Consider the following 17,009-nt stretch of genomic DNA (forward strand, 5'->3'; position numbering starts at 1 on the left):
TAGCCCCCTCCTTACAGAGGAGAGGGGAGCGATGAGAAGCTGGGCAAGCGATCCCTAGACCATAGCGGTCTTCTTCACCTGAGCCGACAGAGCGCCGGAGGCGTACTTAGCCGCCATCTCATCTAAGGTAACGACAGGAATTTTGGTGCCGTGACCGGCGCAGCCAAAGGCAATGTAGCGCTCGGCGCACACCTTTTGCATTTCCTTGATGGAAGGCTTGAGGAAAGAGCGGGGATCAAAGTCTTTCGGGTTCTCGGCCAGCGCGCGGCGCACGGCAGCCGTAATCGCTAGGCGGTTGTCCGTGTCGATGTTAATTTTGCGCACCCCATTTTTGATGGCCCGCTGGATTTCTTCAATGGGCACACCGTAGGTTTCGGGGATAGAGCCGCCGTACTGGTTGATGATGTCAATGAGCTCTTTAGGCACCGAGGAGGAGCCATGCATCACCAAGTGAGTGTTGGGCAGACGGCGGTGGATCTCCGCAATGCGATCGATGTCCAGGATGTCCCCTGTAGGCCGGCGGGAGAACTTGTAAGCGCCGTGGCTGGTGCCGATGGCTACGGCCAGCGCATCCACCTGGGTTTGCTCCACAAAGTCCACCGCCTGATCCGGGTCGGTAAGCAGTTGGTCGCGGCTAAGAGCCCCTTCGGCGCCGTGGCCGTCTTCCGCCTCGCCGCGGCCCGTCTCTAGTGACCCCAGGCAGCCCAGTTCCCCTTCCACCGTCACGCCAACCGCGTGGGCCACCTTCACCACCTCAGCAGTAACGGCTACGTTGTACTCATAGCTGGCCGGGGTTTTGGCATCTTCTTTGAGGGAGCCATCCATCATGACGCTGGTGAAGCCATTGCGGATGGCAGAGTAGCAGGTGGCGGGGCTGTTGCCATGGTCTTGGTGCATGGCCACGGGGATGTGGGGATAGGTTTCCACCGCCGCCAGGATCAGGTGGCGCAAAAAGTGTTCGCCCGCATACTTGCGCGCCCCTCGAGAGGCTTGCAGGATGACTGGACTGTTGGTTTCATGGGCAGCCTGCATGATTGCTTGGATCTGCTCCATGTTGTTGACGTTGAAAGCTGGAATGCCGTAGTCATGTTCGGCGGCATGATCCAGCAGGATGCGCATGGGAACAAGAGCCATCGCTTACCTCCTGAGGTGCTGACTCGATGCGTTTGAGATTTGCTTACTGTTAATCCTAAGGTATCTTTTACGTTTTGCGGGACAAGATCCCGGGATTTGGGGATCTCGCTGAACAATCCCTGCCACTGTTGGCTGCAATGCCCACGCTTAGGCGCACCAGGCGGCCTGAGAGCCCCAGATACACTGGAGGAGTATTGCTTGACATTTTGCTTGCGTTCGCTTGTGCGGAGGCGTGAGAAAGTGGACTTCAAGCCATGGCGGGTCTTGGGTGCCAAGCAAGGCAGGAAACTCGCCGGTCGAGATCCAAATCGCAGAAAACGGCGTTTGGCTTTGGGGGTAGGCTGGGCCCTCACCTGCTGGTCAGTGGGCCTTTCGGCAGTAGCTTGGGGGATCCCTGGGCAAGCGCCAAGTCAGGTGGCTAGCTGGGTAAAAGACAACCCGGTGCTGCGGCCCCGTCCAGGCGAGACGTTAAACATCCATCGGGTGGAGCCGGATGGATCCCGGTTTACTTTCTTGGCCTCAGTCGCCCCACCAGGCCGGATCATCAACCCCCTGGATCGGGAGACGATCCGCTCGGAACGGATGACCTTTTTTCGCCCACAAGGGCTGACGGCAGAGGATCTCTTTCGAGCTATTCGCGAGGTCTATGGCCCGGAGATCGCCGCCGATTTGGATCAGGCAGTGGAGGTCATCCGCTACCCGGCCCCTGCGGCCCTGGCTGGCAATCCCGGCTATAGCCTTGCCTTGGCCACGCAAGGCGTGGTGCTGCGGGGAAAGCAATTGGTGTATTGGCTAGAGCTGACGCAAAACCCCGATGGCCGCGTGCAGCAAGGGCAAGTGTGGGTGTTCCAAGAAGAATGGCTGCCTAAGGTAGAAGAGGAGCTGAGGCAGCGCTTCCCCTTGCAAGTCAAGGCCCGCTGAAGGGAGCGGCGGTGGTCTGGCTGGTTGGCCTTACGTTGTTTGCCAGCGCTTTCTGCCTCTTCTGGGGGCAGTTGTTGGTGGGCAAGTTGCTGCTGCCGCTGTGGGGAGGATCCCCCCTGGTGTGGAATACCTGCCTGGCCTTTTTCCAGCTTGTCCTGCTATTGGGCTACCTGTGGGCGGATTGGCTGGGGCGGGGCCGCCATCCCGAGCTGGGCGTACTGATCCACGGGATCCTCATGCTGGCGGGGCTTAAGTTCTTGCCTTTTGAGTTCAGGAGCCACCCGCAGCCGGAGGAGGCCTTTCCTCCCCTAGCCCTCTTGGCCAACTTGGCAGTCGGAGCAGGGGTGCCGCTATTGCTCCTCTCGGGAACGTCGCCACTGCTGCAACGGGGGCTGGGCAAGAGTAAGAGGGATCCCTACGGACTCTATGGAGCCAGCAATGCCGGCAGCTTGGCGGGACTGCTGGGTTATCCACTGCTCTTGGAGCCGCGGCTGTCTTTGGCTGAGCAAACCCATCTCTGGAGGGGAGCCTATGCGTTGGTGGCCGGACTGGTGCTCCTAGGCGGGGTGGGGCTGCTGCTAAAAAGACAGGGGACAGATCCCTCTGCCCTAGGGGAGCCAGTCGCAATCGGCAGAGCGGAGCCTAGCTTCTGGGGGAAGGGCTGGCGCTGGGCTGGCTGGGCCTTCTTACCGGCGGGTTTGGTGGTGGCAGTCACCACCCTCCTGACCACCGATGTGGCGGCGGTGCCCTTGCTGTGGGCCATCCCCCTGGGCATTTACCTAGTGACCTTTATGCTGGCCTTCGGCGGCATCCATCCCAACGAGTTGGCTTTGGGGACGACAGCTTTGCTGGCCTGCGGGGCGATAGGGGCGCAGGTCGTGGGCTGGGTGAGGCCTTGGTTTGCGGTGTTGCCTCTACATCTAGGGGCTTTTGGCTTGGTGAGCTGGGCCTGCCACAGCCAGTTGGTTCGCTGTCGTCCGCCAGCCGAGCAGTTGACCCGGTTTTACCTGTGGCTGGCTTTGGGAGGGAGCTTGGGGGGCCTGTTTGCTGCTTTGCTAGCACCCCAGGTGTTTGAGGCGGTGCTGGAGTATCCACTCCTCCTGAGCCTGGCGCTGGCAGCCTTGGCGCCCCAGGGAGGACGGTTGGGCCTAGGGCTGGGGTTGGGGTTGCTCCTGCCCCTTTTGCTGGTGCACTTTCGTTTCCAGGCGCTCTTTCACCTTGGAGCAGTCGTAGGGCTGGGCTTGGGCTGGGCGGTGCTGGCCCTAGGGGGAGAAGGCAGGAGGGGATGGCCGCGCCGCCTAGGGGTGACCATGGGCTTGGTTTTGCTGCTGGGACAGCTCTGGCTGCCACCGGGGCTGCAGGTGGTAGCCAGCGAGCGCAGTGTCTTCGGCCTCCATCGCCTTGTGGAGTACCGCAACGAGGCGGGATCCTTCCGCAGCCTCCTGCACGGCACCACGCTGCACGGCAGCCAAAACCTGGATCCCCAGAAAGCCCTGGAGCCGCTCACCTATTTTTCCCGCCCAGGGCCGGTGGGCCAGGCGCTCCGGCGGTGGCGGGCGCAGCTAGGCCCTTCTCCGGCTCAGGTTGCGGTGTTGGGGCTGGGGATCGGCACCTTGGCCGCCTACGCCGAGCCGGGGGATGAGTGGACCTTTTTCGAGCTGGATCCCACCGTGGCCAACTGGGCAGGCCGCTACTTTGCTTACCTCGACTGGGCCAGCCAGCGGGCGCGGGTGCGGGTGATTCTGGGCGATGCCCGCCTCCGCCTGCAAGGGATCCCCGATGGCAGCTATGACCTACTGGTGATGGATGCCTTTAGCTCTGACGCTGTGCCCCTGCATCTGCTCACCCAGGAGGCCCTGACCCTCTACCTCAGCAAGCTCAAGCCCCAGGGCTGGCTACTTTTTAACATCACCCACCGCCACCTCAACTTGGCGCCAGTGTTGGCCGCCTTGGCCAGAGAATTGCAGCTTTCCGCCTGGCATCAAGCCCAGGAAGATCTCACCGCTGCCCAGCGCCAGGCGGGGCTGGCCCCTTCCCATTGGGTGCTGATGGCCAGAGGTTCCCTTGCTTTGCAGAGTTCCGACGGGGATCCCTGGCAGCCCCTTCTGCCCCAAGCCGGGGATCCCCTCTGGCGGGACGATTTTTCCAACCTGCTGCAGGTGCTCCGCTGGTCCTAGAGCTCTTGGCCTGGGCGGAAAGTGGGGAGTGACAACAGAGCAGAGTTAGTATGAGTTATGATTGTTTGCAAAATAACTGATATCTACCCGAGAGCACGGCTTATGTCTTCCTCAACTGGGCAAGCCCCCACCGCCAATTCTCAAACCGTCCTGGCCGCGGCCTCTGCACCTTGCTTCGTGGCCATTGGTGGCAGCCTGCGGCCCAACTCCCTGACCTATCGGGCCCTGGAGGTAGTGCGGCGCGAGTTCGAGAAGCTGGGGATACCGCTGCACCTTCTTGATTTGCGGCAGATGAAGTTGCCCTTTGCCGATGGTTCGGAATCCTACCCCGACTATCCCGATGTGGAGGTTTTGCGGGCAACGATGAAGCAGGCCGATGGGATCATTCTGGCCAGCCCGGAGTACCACGGCAGCATCAGCGGCAGCCTGAAGAATGCTTTGGATCTGCTGAGCTTTGAGCACTTGGAGAGCAAGGTCTTTGGGCTCATCAGTGTCTTGGGCGGCGAGAGCAACAGCGACACCCTTAACCAAATGCGCCTGATTGTGCGGTGGCTGCACGGTTGGGCGATCCCAGAGCAAATTGCCATCGGGCGGGCTTGGAGTGCCTTCGATGAGCAGGGCAACCTCAGGGACGAAAACCTGCGGCAGCGCTTCCAGCGCTTTGTGCAAAGTCTGGTAACCAATACGTCCAAATTGCGCGGGATCCCTCTCGTAACCAGGCAGTGAGGACTGCAAGTTAGCTCTATTGACGGCACAATACCCTGCAGGGGCATCTCCAACTGCCTTGGAAATGTTGGCTTCCAAGAAACAGCAGGGTTAAGGTGAGCCAAGAGGTGGCTGGGCCTGCTTTCCCTCAAACCTGCCCAGCCAATGCTTGAACTATGGTTCAGTCTGTTTCTCCTCACTCTAGTGGAGCGGGGGCAGTCTCTCCGCTAGTGGCCCTACAGGCAACCTTGCAGCAGATGCGGGAGCAGACCGACGCTAAGGCCCTGATTCAGCTCACGCTGGAGTATATCAAGGCAGTGTTTGGGGCGCCGCTAATTTGGCTAGCCCTCTACGACCATGCCAATCACCAGTTGGTGGGCCAAGGTGGCGTGACCCTGCGAGAGGAGGATCGACCTCTCTTGCAAGCTGCGTATCCCCTACAGCCGGGGGAGATCCTCGAGCAGGTGGTGTTCGAGCAGCGGCCCATCAGCGTGCCCGACCTTTCCCAGGAGCCGCGCATGGGCCTTTGGCAGCGAGAAGCCAAGCGACTGGGCGGGATCCAAGGCTGCTTCATCTACCCCTTCTCTACGGTAGGGCGGCGGCGCTGCCTGGGGATCCTGATGCTGGGATCCCAACTGTGGGGCGCTACTACCCACGAGGAGGAAAAGGCGCTCCTGGGGATTTTGCTGGGGCAGTTGGCAGCCTCTTTGCAGAAGCTGGAAGATGCCTGGAAACGGCAGGCCGAAAAGCGCTTTGAAGAGTCGCTCCTGAGATTGGGGGCGGCGATGTGCCAGGCGGGATCCTTGCAAGAACGGGTTAGCCTGGTTACCCAGGAGCTGCAGTCCTGCTTGGGCGCCGTTCACATCCAGGTGTACTGGCACAAGCCCAGGGAGGGACGGTTTGTTCCCCATGAAAGCGCCGCTAGGCCTACTCCTGCCCCCACTGCCAGAGGAACCAAAGCCGGGGTAATCCCGATGGAAGAGGGCAGCCTTGCGCTCCGGGAATTGGGAAACCTGTACTCCTCTCTTGCGGCAGGCCAGGTGGTGGTGGGCGACCTGAGGACAGCGCGCTCCGAGGTTCCCCTCAAGTTGATGCAGCAATGGCGAGCGCAGTCGGCTTTGGCCGCCCCGATCCGGCTGCAGCAGGAGCTGCTGGGGTTTATCTGGGTGCAGTCGGAGGTGCCCCGCACCTGGCAAGCTGCCGAGCGCCAGTTGGTGGCCGCTGCCGCCCATGGGCTGGCCTTGGCCACTCCTCTGGAAAATCTGGATCGTCGCCTCCGCCAGTTGGCCGACGACCAGGAGTTCGTGCACCAGGTAGGCCAGGCCCTCTCCAACCCGGCTCAGCTGCAGCAGGATCTCCAGCAAGCGGTGGTTGGCCTGGGCCAGCGCCTGCAAGCCGCCGCGGTAGCGGTGTTGACGCTGGATCCCAACCAACCAATCCCCCGCCTCTTCTACGAGTACCGCAGCGAGGGCCAGCAGGCTTTGCCGCAGCAGTTTAGCTCCCTAAGCGAGCAAGATTGGCAGGATCTGTTGCGCAGCGAGGTGGTGGTGGCAGAAAACTACGACCAAGATCTGCGCCTGCTCTCCTGGCGGCAGGAACTGGCCCCTCTGGGGGTACGTTCCCTCATGCTCACCCACACGGAAGTCGGCGGCTCTGCCACCCCCCCTGCTCTTCCGCAAGGGCTGATCCTCGTGCTCCATCCCCAGCGGCGGGCCTGGAGCCGGGAAGAACGGCAACTGCTGCGCGGGATCGCCCAACCCGTGGGCCTGATCCTGAGGCAAATCCAACTGGAACAGCGGCGGCAACGGCAAGAGCAACTGTTCAACGGCCTGGTTGCTGCCTGTCTGACGCTGCAGAACCTGACTACCCTGCCGGAGCTCTACGCCGCCACCGTCCAACAGACGGCCCAAGCGTTGGGGATCCCCTTGGCGCTGGTGGTGAGTTGGCAGCCAGGGGAGAGCCGGGCCCGCTTGCAGCCGCCTTTTGCCGCCGCCCCCGCGTTTTACCCCACCGGCCCCACTGAGATCGATCGCCAGGATCCCTTGCTGACCCGTGCGCTGCAGGCAAGAGGACCCCTCCAGCTTTCCCAAGACCAGATCCCAGCTGCCAGCCGCACCTGGTTGAACTCGACGGGCCTGGGATCCTGGCTGCTGCTGCCGCTGGGCGAGAGCGGCCCCGAGACTGGCGACTCCCCTGGTCTGGAGCCACTGGGGGTTTTGATCCTGGGAGCAGAGGCAGACAAGGTTTGGGAGCCGGAGGAGCAGGCGGCAGCGACGGTGATTGCCCAAACCTGCGGCTGGACGCTGCGGCGCTTGCTTTGGGTACAAACGCTGCAGGAGCGGCAGGAGGTGCTCAGCGAGCTGAACTGGTACAAGCACCGCCGCCTGCTGGATCTGCAAAACGCCTTGCTGGACAGCCTGCGCCGCCTAGGCCAGGTGCCAGCAACGCCAGGAGACGAGGCCACGCGCTGGCAAAAGGTGGTGGAAATTGCCAGAGGGCTGCGGGATCTGGCCGCCTCCGTGGAGCCCTTGTTGCAGGCAGAAACCTGGCAGGCGCAGCCGCAGTTGCAGTCGCTGTCTGTGGCTACTTTAGTGCGCAAGAGCCTGCGCCGGCTGGAGGGTCTGGCCCAGAAACGCAAGCTGTGGCCGCGCGCCCACGGCGACCTGAGCCTTACCGTCTGGGGGGATCCCGGACGCCTGGAGATGGTCCTCTGGGAGGTGCTGGTTGCCGCTGCTTTGCGCAGCCCGGAGGGGGGGCGGCTGGATCTGTGGAGCCGGGTCGCCGTTGGCGAGAGCGGTGCGGAGCACTCTGGCTATGCAGAACTGCTGGTGGTGGATCAAGGCCGCTTTGATCCCCACCTGCTGGCAGCCCTGCAAGGGGATCCCCAGCAAGTCGTCTCTGCCGATCCCTTGTTCCAGTCCCTGCTAGCGGCCAGCCCCGGCTTGGAGCTTAGCCTTTGCCAGCGGATTGTGCAGCGCCTGGGAGGGCAGCTGTTTTTCTACCTCTCCTCTGATGGGCGCTCGGTTTCCCAGCTGCTCCTGCCGCTATCTTTAGGGCGACAAAGCTCTCAGCAGCCAAAACAGGGGCAGGAGGGCCAGCGCTCCTCGATCTAGCCGCCGTAGCTGCAGACGGTGCCAGCGCAGAGGATGGTCGGGACCAGTTAGCCCTCGAGCTTGCATGGCCGCCGCTATCTCCTGCGCTCGCAGGAGCAGGTTTTCAAAAAAGCGCTCCACCAAAGCCAGAAGGGTTTGCATTCCACCCCGAAAGCTGAGGGATCCCCAGCGCACATCGCGGGTGCGCACCGCCCGCACCAAGTTCTGGACTTCCTCCATCACCAGCGGCAGGAAGCGGAGGGCCAAGGTGAGGGTGAGAATCACCTCGGCAACCGGCCAGCCCCAGCGCTTGAGAGGCTGTAACAGCCGGGCAATCCCTGCCGTAATTTCCTCGGGGGCGGTGGTCAGCAAGAACAAATTGGTGGCATAGAGCAGGGTAAAGATGAGGGTACCCAGCCGCAGAGCTACGGAGAGGGAACGCCGCGAGACTTGAAACGTTCGCCCTAGCAGGGAAACCTGCAGCAAACGGTAGCGGTAGGGAACTGGCCAGGCACGGGTTTGCTGCTGCCAGGCCTGGCTGGCCGCTGCCCTCTCCTTCACCTCCAGGTTGGAGTTGGAGATAAGTCCATAGCCCACCACCTGCGCATCCTGCCGCTGCGGCTGGGGGAAGACCCCTAAGCCATCGGGGGCGAAGCTGGTGATTCCAAAAGCAAGCAGGCTGAGGGCCAACACCAGCGAAAGCTGGCCCGACCAGACCCGGCGGGGCAGACGGGCTGCTACCGTCAAGAGCAGGAGAACCGCCACCACGGCCAGCCGCCAGCCACTGCTGGCCAAAATTGGGCTGAGGAGAAAGCTAAGCAACCAGGCCAACTTCACCCGCGGGTCAAGACAGTGCAGCCAGGTGCGCGGCTCTTCCAGATAGATCCCTAGCGGGGCATTGCGCAGAATATCCACCACCGGAAAGCGGGAAACAAGCTATTGCCTAGGCAAGGCAAATGGCAGAAAAGGCTTAGAGTCGCTCAACCAGGCGAGTTGAGCCCAATTGAGCAGCAACCCACCCTCCTGGCGCCCCCTCTTGCTCGACGCGCAACCAGACAGGTACCCGTCCTTCACCTACTCGCACCTCTACCACCCGCAGTAAAGCTTGGCGGGGGGCCGTCCCGACAATGGCTCCGCCTAGGCTAGGCTGCTGGCGGATATTGATGCCATCGTTGGAGATCACCCGCACCCGTTGGACTCCTTGCCACTCAGCCAGGGGGCCAATCAACTCAGGCTCAGGCGAGGGCTTGGCCTGATCCGAATTCTCAAGAGTAACCGGTGGCTGCTCCAGTTGCACCTGGGGCTGTTCCAGCGGCGGTGGTGGGGTGAACAGGCTGCGCAGTATCTGCCAGCTAACCACGAGGGAGAGAATGCCCCCGCCGACCACGGCAGCCAAACGAAGGTGGAGGGAGGGGGCAGGACGCTCAGGCCGACTTCGTCTAGAACCCAAGTGGCTGCGGTGGTGACGCTCCACCTCCTGCAGCCCCCTCTTGTAGGCCTGAAGGCTCCCTTCTGATGGGGGAGAGCTGGCTGGCTCCCTGTCCCATGGAGCAGGCCACTTGGGCAAGTGCGACGGCTCTTGGGAAACTCCCTGCGGGAAGGGAGCAGGCGGGTGATTAGCACCCCCAGCAGCGGGCGGTTGGGATAGAGGCAGGGTAGGAGGTGGAGATGGCGTACCTGCTGGCGAGCTCTCGCGGCTAGGCATCTCGTCCAGGTAAGCCTGCACCTGAGGGTTGTCGAAGTAGGCTTTCAGGCTAGCCTGGGCAGGATCCAAGGCGTAAAACTCTGGGAATACCTCCTCCTGGAACCACTTTTCCGTAAAGCGACAGAGGCCTGGCAATTGATCCGGGGATCCGGCAGAGTGCTCCTCAATAAACTGCAAGGCTTCGGTTTCCTGACTGGCGCGTAGGTGACTAAGGGCTTCTTCAGTTTGCCCCAACAACAAGCTGCAGATAGCTTGCTCCAGATGCACATCTTGCCGCTGGGCGAGGCGAATCAGGTAGCCGCGCGCCCGCCGCACTAGAGCTGGCCGTTTCTCCACGTAGCCCGCTGTCAGCAGCACCTGCGCAGCCAAGTAGGCAGCGACCAAGGAAGGGCGCTCCGCCTCTTGCTCAAAAAGCTCCTGCTGTTCTTGCAGGGTGAGGTAGCGGCGCACGCGCTGGATGAAGCGTAAGAAATCTTCCGTACTCAAGCCAGAGCCATCTTGCCCACCGCCCTCAATGCCGCCCCGCTCGTCGAGCATGGCCTTGAGGAGAGCCAGCCCCTGCTGCCGCGCCAGGGCAGGAGCTGCAGCTACTCCTTTGCCCATGGCAGCTGGAGCATTGGGGTCAAGGAGCTGCAAAATGCGGTAGGGGCGCAGCTTGCCCAGGTCGATGCGGAGCTCTGCCTGGAGCTGAGGAAAAGCCTGACACTCCTCCAGTTCGGCCAAGCCTGTCTGCAAAGAGTGCGCGGCTTCTTCATAGGCTCCTTGTCGCCAGGCTTCCCGGCCTAGCTCTAAACGGGCCACGGCCCGCCCCAAAATGGCATCAGAACGGGCGGGGTGTCCTTGATCAAGCATTTGCTGAGCCAAGCTTAAAGCCGCTGGGTACTCTCCAACTTCACAGCACAGGCACAGCACTCCCGGCAGAAGGGCCTCGTCCACCGTCAGGGTGGGATGCGCTAGGGTTAGGTGTTCGTCGTAGCTGCGCCTTGCCTCAGGGTCGAGCAGCACAGAAGCGGCCTCCTGGACAAGCTGGGCACGAGCCTCCACGGCCTGCGGCGAGAACCCCACCAGCCAAGAACGTTCGCCTGGCTTGAGCTCGCGGCGCTCTTGGTAAGCCTGTTCGATCTGATGCTTGTCTGCCCGTGGCGACAGCATCAAGATTCGGTAGTAGTCGAGGGGCACCCGCACCGTCATCATCTCTTACGTTGTTCTCCTGCTTGGGTCGGCGGGGTGGCGTTTTTGAACACCTGACCCGCCTCGACCTTAACTGTAGTCCTTTTCCTTAACAAAAGGGATCCCCCTGGAAGAGCTGGGGCAAGAGGCTGATCAACCCCTCAGCGCTTTGGTTTGGAGCTGGGATCGTGCCCTAGGCCAACGCTTGCCACGACAGCAAGAACGAGCTGACCAAAAGCAGGGATCCCAACAGCCGCCGCCAGCCCCTCCAGGGAATCTCCGCCAAGACACCGCCAGCGCTCAGGCACAAGAAGGGCAGGGCCACTAGGCCCCAGCGGGCGCTTTGTTGCAGGAGGTACAGGGGCGGCTCCCCCCGACCCTCCAGCCAAGTTGCTAGCAGGCCCATCCAGAGGGCATGGCCCAAGCCGGCCAGGCTGAGCAAAGTTTGTTGGCGTTCTTCCCAAGGCCAGCCCAGCCGCACCAAGGCTAGCCCTAGGGGCAACATCAAAGTAGCCAGCGTAGGCAGGCCAGTTGGGCCTCTGGGCGAATAGGATCCCATGGCTGGAGAGAGAGTCTCTGTTCCCCGGAAGCGATCCCCAAGCCCCTCCGCTCCCCCGAGCCAGGAGAGGCCCATCACCAACAGCAGCAAGGCTGATCCCTGCAACCCTTGCCGCGGCCGGTGTTGGCTAATCCACAGCAGCGCCCAGAGCAAGGCCAAGGGCCAAACTCGGTAGCTCAGCCCACAGGCCAGCGCCAACCCCTCCCAGCGCAGGCGGGATCCCGGCCTAATGCCGCTGCTAGTTAGTAAGACCAGGAGAGCGAGGATCTCGCTGCTCGGCTCCAACCCCTGGGTCAGCACCCAGGGGCTAAGCCCCCACAGGCCAGCGCTCCAGAAATTGCCCCAGCTCCAACACAACAGTAGGATGGCCAGACAGGCTAGGGTCGACAAGGTTGCCAGCAGTCCTTGCGGCGGGATCCCGCTTTTTTGCCCTAGCCAAGGCAAAAGTTTCTCTGCCAGCCAGTGGTAGAGGGGGAGTTCCAGCGGAGCAAGGGATCCCCCAGAGCTACTGGCAGGCAAAACGCGCCACCACGCTTCCTGAGCCGGTTCTGCTAGAAGGCGAAGCCGTTGCCCAAAGAGCAGTCCTACTCCCCCGCACAGCAGGCAGGGGCCTATCCAACTCAGCTTGGCCGGCTGCCGGCGCCGGAGTAGCCGTTTGCCCTGAGGAGGCATGGCGGGAGGAAACCTCACGGAGAAGAGGGCCTAGTCAACTCTAGATCGCCTGCTGAGGGACACCCCGACTGCTGCCAACGGCGGATAGCTTGGGCGGTGAGCCCGTTTGTAACGTCGCGAACGGGGATCCCGGCTCCAGTTACTCGGAGGCGCACCAACTGCCAGGGGTCTCCTGGTTTATCCCGCAATACACAGGCCTCATAGGCCAGATGCAGGGTTTCGCTGCGCCGTCCCGCTAGAGGGTTGTCCGGCTGCGGCGGCTGCCGAGGGAGAACCAAGCGGCGCTCCAGCGTGGTGAAGTAGAGGCAAAAGCCCTGGGCAGTGGAAGCGGCTGGGCTATCCGCCAACTCCTTGGCAGCAAGAGGCTCGACCTGCGGCTGACCCACGAGTACCACCTGAAACTCTGAGCGGGAGCGGCTCAGGGCTAAATTGAGAAACAAAGGCAACTGGGCCGTCAGGGCCTGGGACCAAGTGTGGGGATCGCTGGCACAGACTTCTCCCCTGGCTAGTGTAGGAGCGAGGCCGGACAGTCCCAAAACCACTGCTAGAGCGGCTCCTCGCCTGCCCCTCAACGCCATTTCCCCAACCCTCAGCCCGCAGTCTCCACCAGCGCCTGAAAGCGTTGCCAGGCTGCCAGAGGATCGGTAGCGGCCGTGATGGGGCGACCCACCACCAGATAGTCCGCCCCCGCCTGCAGAGCTGTTGCAGGGCTACAGACCCGCCGCTGGTCGTCCCCCGCCTCTGGATCCCCCAGTCGGATCCCTGGGGTTACCAGCAGAACCTCCGGCCCCAGAGCTTGGCGCAGCCGCCCCACCTCCTGAGGAGAGCAGACCAGACCCCTCAAGCCCTGTTCCAAGGCCAGCTGGGCCAACTGCAACACATAGTCGCCGGGATCCCGCTCGATGCCCAGCTCCCGCCGCACCTGTTCAGGGCCAAGGCTGGTTAAAAGGGTAACTGCCAACAGCCGACAGGAACTGCCCTGGACGGCCGTTGCGGCTGAGTGCAACATGGCGCTCCCGCCGGCCGCATGGACGGTCAGCAAATCCACCCCATGGCCAACGGCTACTCGAACTGCCCGCCCCACTGTGCGGGGAATGTCGTGCAGCTTGAGGTCCAAGAAAATGCGCTTGCCCCGCTCCTTCAGGGCTTGCAGAATTGGAGGGCCAACTGCCGTAAACAGCTCCAGGCCCACCTTCCACCACTGCACTTGGGGTAAACGCTCCACCCACTCCAGCGCTTCCTCAAGGGAGGAGGTATCTAGAGCAACAATAAGGCGGCTATCCTGCATAGCCCACGCCCTCAGGCCAGCTAGCGCGTAGAGCCCTCCTCCCGCGGCTCATAGTGAGGACAGCCCTTGCAAGGGCCATAGGGGTTGACGGCACAGCGCAATTGCGGGGAAAGGGCATTGTAGCGACAGGTGGGATCCCCAATCCAGCCAGGCGGTGAAGCGATATAGTAGGTATAGACAACTACGCCCCCAAACCCCCAGGGGCTGACGAAAAAGCGGCTGGTGCTAAAGGACTGCCCCTCGGCAGGGTTAAACGCTTCCTCTGAGCGCTCGGGTTCCTCCTCCAGCCGCCAAAAGGTCTCCCACTGCCTGAGGGTTTGCTCGATAGGGGTGGCCAGCTGTTCTCCCAGCTCCCTCAAGGCGGCTTCTAGAGCAGCAAGGCCTGCCTCTGCCGCCTGCCTAAAGGCTGCCACCCATTCTTCCAAGAGCTTCTCCCAATCCATTCTGCAGCGACCTGAGGGCTTCCTTTAATACCTTAGCCGCTTGCTTAGGCGATACGGCTAACTTCCTCTGACAGTTGCCCCTGCAGACATTGGCACGGGTATGCCACTTCGCCCGCCTCTGCGCCGAGGGAATGCTAGGCTCGCGACTTGAATTCTTCTCAAGGTTTAGTTGCCGTACGCTGTCGCGGTTAAGGCCTGTCACAGAGGTCTGGGCCGCGGCTTGGCCACCAACAAGCAAGAGGGACAAAACTATCCACGATAATCCCCCAAGGGCAGCGCGGCGCATCTTGGGACTGGGCAGCGGAGGGCTGTTCAATCATAGCAGCTCTCTTGGGCAGCTGGCGGCTTGTCCAAGGCCGCTTTGGGCAGCCCAATCCCCGACCACTGCACGCAACGGCGGCCCTCTTCATCCTCCAGGGATCCCTCGCGGCGATAGGAAAAGAAATCCTGGGGCTGGCCAAAGGTGCAGTGGGGACTGATGGCAATGTGCTCAGGCGGGATCCCTTGCGCTTGGGCCTGGGCAGAGTTGACCCAGCGCAGATCCAGGCGAACCTTGCCAGGGATGGGATCAGGCCAGAGGGCAAGCTGCGGATCCACGCCTGCCGGCAGCGTCTGCAGCACCTTGTCAGCCACTGCTTGGGAAACTTGGTAGGCTGGCCCGGAAATGGCTGGCCCCAGGGCAATGCGGATTTCCTCGGCAGGGATCCCCCCCCCAAGAAAGACCTGGAGCACCTTGGGCAAGATGCCGGCAGCCGTCCCCCTCCAGCCAGCGTGAACTGCTGCCACCCACCGGCGACTGGCAACCAGAATCGGCACACAGTCAGCAGTACCAACCCAGGCAGAGTCTTCTGGGCAGCGGGCAATTACGGCATCGACTGCGGGACGCTGAACCCTGCTTTCTGCTTTCCCTGCCGGGATCGTGGTGAGGGCATCGGCCCACATCCACTGACAGCCGTGGACCTGGTGGCCCCAAGCTGCCCGTTCGGGGGTCAGCCGCAGCTGCTCAGCCAGTTCAGCCGGTTGATAGAAGGAGCTGCGCCGGCACCCAAAAGCATGCGGCCAGTCTGCCAAGAGCTGACACTGCAGCCAACGCCACCCCCCTTTCTCTTGCCAAACCCAGCCCTCCGAACTACTCATCGGCCCACGCCGCGAAAAGGGGATCTCTGGGCGTGCAGATGTCCCACGTGCTCCTCTAGGCAAAGTCGCAGCTCAACTGGGTTAAAGAGCATTGGCAGAAAGTGGATGCCTCGGCTTTCCCGGAAGAAGAAGAGAATGGGTACAGGTCGCCAGAAAATCTGCCAATCCTGCCATTCGCTGTAGGGGAACTCGCGGATGCGCCGGGAGCCGCTGTAGACTTGCAGGGCTGTGCGGGTAAAGGCCAGCCCGATAAGACAAGTCTGCACCAGCAAAAACAGGCCCAACAATCCCATGGCCAGCCCTGCCCAAAGCGAAAGCCAAAACAGCGGCACTGCCAAAACCAACACTGCCAGACTGAGGCGAAAGTCGGGGGTCAACAAGTGGGCAGAGTAGGGTTTGATCACGCCTTGCTTCTCCTCCGGATCCCAGGGCTATTCTAGCCCCTCCCAACAGCGCTCCCTGGGGTTTCCCCACCTAATCTCCAAAGAGCTTGATGGCCGGCGGCCTGGGATCGAAGACCTCGTTGGGATCCACCTGCGGCTGCCCTACCCCCTGCAGGGGATAGAGAGGACGACCCGTGTCGAATTGAAAGAGATAGATGGGCAACTGACTGCTCCCCAAAGACAAAAAGGCCATGGTATCGATCTGGGTGAGGGCATTGCGGCTGGCCGGTCGGGTGAGGTTAAAGGCGGCGATGCGGTCTTCCAAGGGGGTCTCTGCAGCAGTGCGTCTGCCCAGGCCAATTCTAAACTGCTGGTTCCCCTGCTCATCCACCCCCAAGACCTGCACATCCCCCAGCTCCAGTTGGGGCGTGCTCTCCGGCAGGCCGGCCACCACTGGCGGCGCATCCAGCGGCGGCTGCGAGGGCAAAAAGCGCAACTGCACTCCTTCCGGCAAGATGCGATAGTCCTGGTAGTCGTGCCGGATGGCAAGGGATCCTCTGAACACGCGGCGGGTCAGGCCCTCCAGCGTCCAAAACCCATAGCTCAGGTTGATGCGGGTGCTCTCCGGCAGCCAATAGCGAAGGCCTCCCTCGGGCGCGGGCACTGCCGTAAACCCCATGAGGACGTAGGCCTGTCCCCACACCCCTGACAAAAACAAGAGCACCTGCCGCGGCAGCCCCGACTCCGGATCCAGCCACAGCTCCCGCACCTGGCCTTTCTGAAGGGGTTCCAGGCGCAAGTGCTGGACAGGGGATCCCGCCAGATCCGCCCGTTCTGAGGAGAAGACGTGGTAGCGGGTGGGATCAGCCTCTAAGTGAAAGTTCACCGAGGGCAGGAGCGCTTCGGGCCGGCTCACGTACACCGAATACAGCCTGAGTAAGTCCGATTGGTTGACTGCTTCCAGTTGCCGCGAATCCAACAGGCGGACGCGATCCCCTTCGGCTACCCAAGCCTGCCAACTGCCGTCGCGGCGGCGGAGCACATCCAGGGTGGCTGTAAAGGTCTGGGATCCCTCAACCCGCACCTGCTGGCGGTACTGCAAGTTGGGCAAAGGGGGCAGTTGCTTCAAAGCAGCGTTGTAGCGCTCCAGCCAAAGCTGGGGATCCTGGTCGGAGCCTCTCGAGGAAATGAGCTCCGCTTGGGCCAAAGCCAAATCTGCTGAGGGTAAGCCAACTAGCCCCGCAAGCCAAAGCACAACCCCGCCCAGATAGCCATAGGGGGATCCCTGCCGTCGCCACCTTCTTACAGATTGCCCGGGGGGCATCAGCTCACCTTGGCCTACTTTGCTGAATGGGGAGGCTCTCTCCTGTCTCCATGCCTACTCAATGGCAATAGACTGGGGGCCTTGCGTGGAGGCAGGCGGATCCTCCACCCTCAAGCCCTGCGACTCTAGCCAACTGCGCAGCGGATCCTGCCTTACATCCAAACGCAGCAGGCCGCTGAGAAAGCCCCCGCAGAAGACAACAGGGTTGCTCAGAAAGGTCTTCCAGACCTCGTTGTGAGTAAACATAGTTGGCATCTCAAACCCTTCCCCATCCTAGCAGGGCCCTCAGGGGAGAGCCT

General features: G+C 62.2%; 15 protein-coding genes. 4 read left to right on the forward strand and 11 right to left on the reverse strand.

Annotated features, from left to right (window positions below):
* Positions 1-54 precede the first annotated feature (54 nt).
* Positions 55-1,134 (reverse strand): class II fructose-bisphosphate aldolase, encoded by a 1,080-nt coding sequence (fba, locus tag NW833_RS02410; RefSeq protein WP_414411427.1) that lies wholly within the window; start codon positions 1,132-1,134, stop codon positions 55-57.
* Between the two features lie 324 nt (positions 1,135-1,458).
* Here fba and NW833_RS02415 point away from each other — a divergent pair, with 324 nt between their 5' ends.
* The 4 genes from NW833_RS02415 (at position 1,459) to NW833_RS02430 (ending at position 8,050) form a co-directional block, all read left to right on the forward strand.
* Positions 1,459-2,055 (forward strand): hypothetical protein, encoded by a 597-nt coding sequence (locus NW833_RS02415; RefSeq protein WP_414393207.1) that lies wholly within the window; start codon positions 1,459-1,461, stop codon positions 2,053-2,055.
* 11 nt (positions 2,056-2,066) lie between these two features.
* A complete protein-coding gene (locus NW833_RS02420) occupies positions 2,067-4,232 on the forward strand; it encodes a fused MFS/spermidine synthase (RefSeq protein ID WP_414411428.1) in 2,166 nt (721 codons plus the stop codon).
* Between the two features lie 102 nt (positions 4,233-4,334).
* Positions 4,335-4,958 carry an NADPH-dependent FMN reductase gene (locus NW833_RS02425; RefSeq protein ID WP_414411429.1) on the forward strand — a complete coding sequence of 208 codons (624 nt, stop codon included), beginning with the start codon at positions 4,335-4,337 and terminating at the stop codon, positions 4,956-4,958.
* Between the two features lie 155 nt (positions 4,959-5,113).
* A complete protein-coding gene (locus tag NW833_RS02430; protein ID WP_414411430.1) occupies positions 5,114-8,050 on the forward strand; it encodes a GAF domain-containing protein in 2,937 nt (978 codons plus the stop codon).
* On the opposite strand, the gene NW833_RS02435 is transcribed toward NW833_RS02430, so the two are convergent.
* The 10 genes from NW833_RS02435 to NW833_RS02480 all read right to left on the reverse strand — a co-directional run bounded on the left by NW833_RS02435 (position 7,988) and on the right by NW833_RS02480 (position 16,965).
* A complete protein-coding gene (locus NW833_RS02435) occupies positions 7,988-8,944 on the reverse strand; it encodes an energy-coupling factor transporter transmembrane component T family protein (protein ID WP_414411512.1) in 957 nt (318 codons plus the stop codon). The genes NW833_RS02430 and NW833_RS02435 overlap by 63 nt on opposite strands.
* A 55-nt stretch (positions 8,945-8,999) precedes the next feature.
* On the reverse strand, positions 9,000-10,928 hold the full coding sequence (locus NW833_RS02440) for an SH3 domain-containing protein (protein WP_414411431.1): 1,929 nt from the start codon (positions 10,926-10,928) through the stop codon (positions 9,000-9,002).
* A 169-nt stretch (positions 10,929-11,097) separates the two neighbouring features.
* Positions 11,098-12,135 carry a hypothetical protein gene (locus tag NW833_RS02445; protein WP_414411432.1) on the reverse strand — a complete coding sequence of 346 codons (1,038 nt, stop codon included), beginning with the start codon at positions 12,133-12,135 and terminating at the stop codon, positions 11,098-11,100.
* A 14-nt stretch (positions 12,136-12,149) separates the two neighbouring features.
* Entirely contained in the window at positions 12,150-12,677 is a 528-nt protein-coding gene (locus NW833_RS02450) for a hypothetical protein (RefSeq protein WP_414411433.1), read from the reverse strand.
* Between the two features lie 47 nt (positions 12,678-12,724).
* Positions 12,725-13,423, reverse strand: a complete 699-nt coding sequence (gene pyrF / locus NW833_RS02455) for an orotidine-5'-phosphate decarboxylase (RefSeq protein WP_414411434.1) — start codon at positions 13,421-13,423, stop codon at positions 12,725-12,727.
* Positions 13,424-13,443: 20 nt separating this feature from the next.
* Complete coding sequence (locus NW833_RS02460) at positions 13,444-13,866, reverse strand: DUF6464 family protein (RefSeq protein ID WP_414411435.1); 423 nt, start codon at positions 13,864-13,866, stop codon at positions 13,444-13,446.
* Between the two features lie 312 nt (positions 13,867-14,178).
* A complete protein-coding gene (locus NW833_RS02465) occupies positions 14,179-15,003 on the reverse strand; it encodes a polyphenol oxidase family protein (RefSeq protein ID WP_414393223.1) in 825 nt (274 codons plus the stop codon).
* Complete coding sequence (locus NW833_RS02470; protein WP_414411436.1) at positions 15,000-15,407, reverse strand: DUF3119 family protein; 408 nt, start codon at positions 15,405-15,407, stop codon at positions 15,000-15,002. Before NW833_RS02470 ends, NW833_RS02465 begins: the two co-directional genes overlap by 4 nt.
* 70 nt (positions 15,408-15,477) lie before the next feature.
* A complete protein-coding gene (locus NW833_RS02475; RefSeq protein ID WP_414411437.1) occupies positions 15,478-16,710 on the reverse strand; it encodes a hypothetical protein in 1,233 nt (410 codons plus the stop codon).
* Positions 16,711-16,764: 54 nt separating this feature from the next.
* Positions 16,765-16,965: a hypothetical protein gene (locus NW833_RS02480; RefSeq protein WP_414405478.1), complete on the reverse strand. Its 201-nt coding sequence runs from the start codon at positions 16,963-16,965 to the stop codon at positions 16,765-16,767.
* Positions 16,966-17,009 lie beyond the last annotated feature (44 nt).

It is taken from the genome of Synechococcus sp. O70.1 (genome assembly GCF_047462215.1).
In the GTDB taxonomy this organism is placed as follows: Bacteria; Cyanobacteriota; Cyanobacteriia; order Thermostichales; family Thermostichaceae; genus Thermostichus.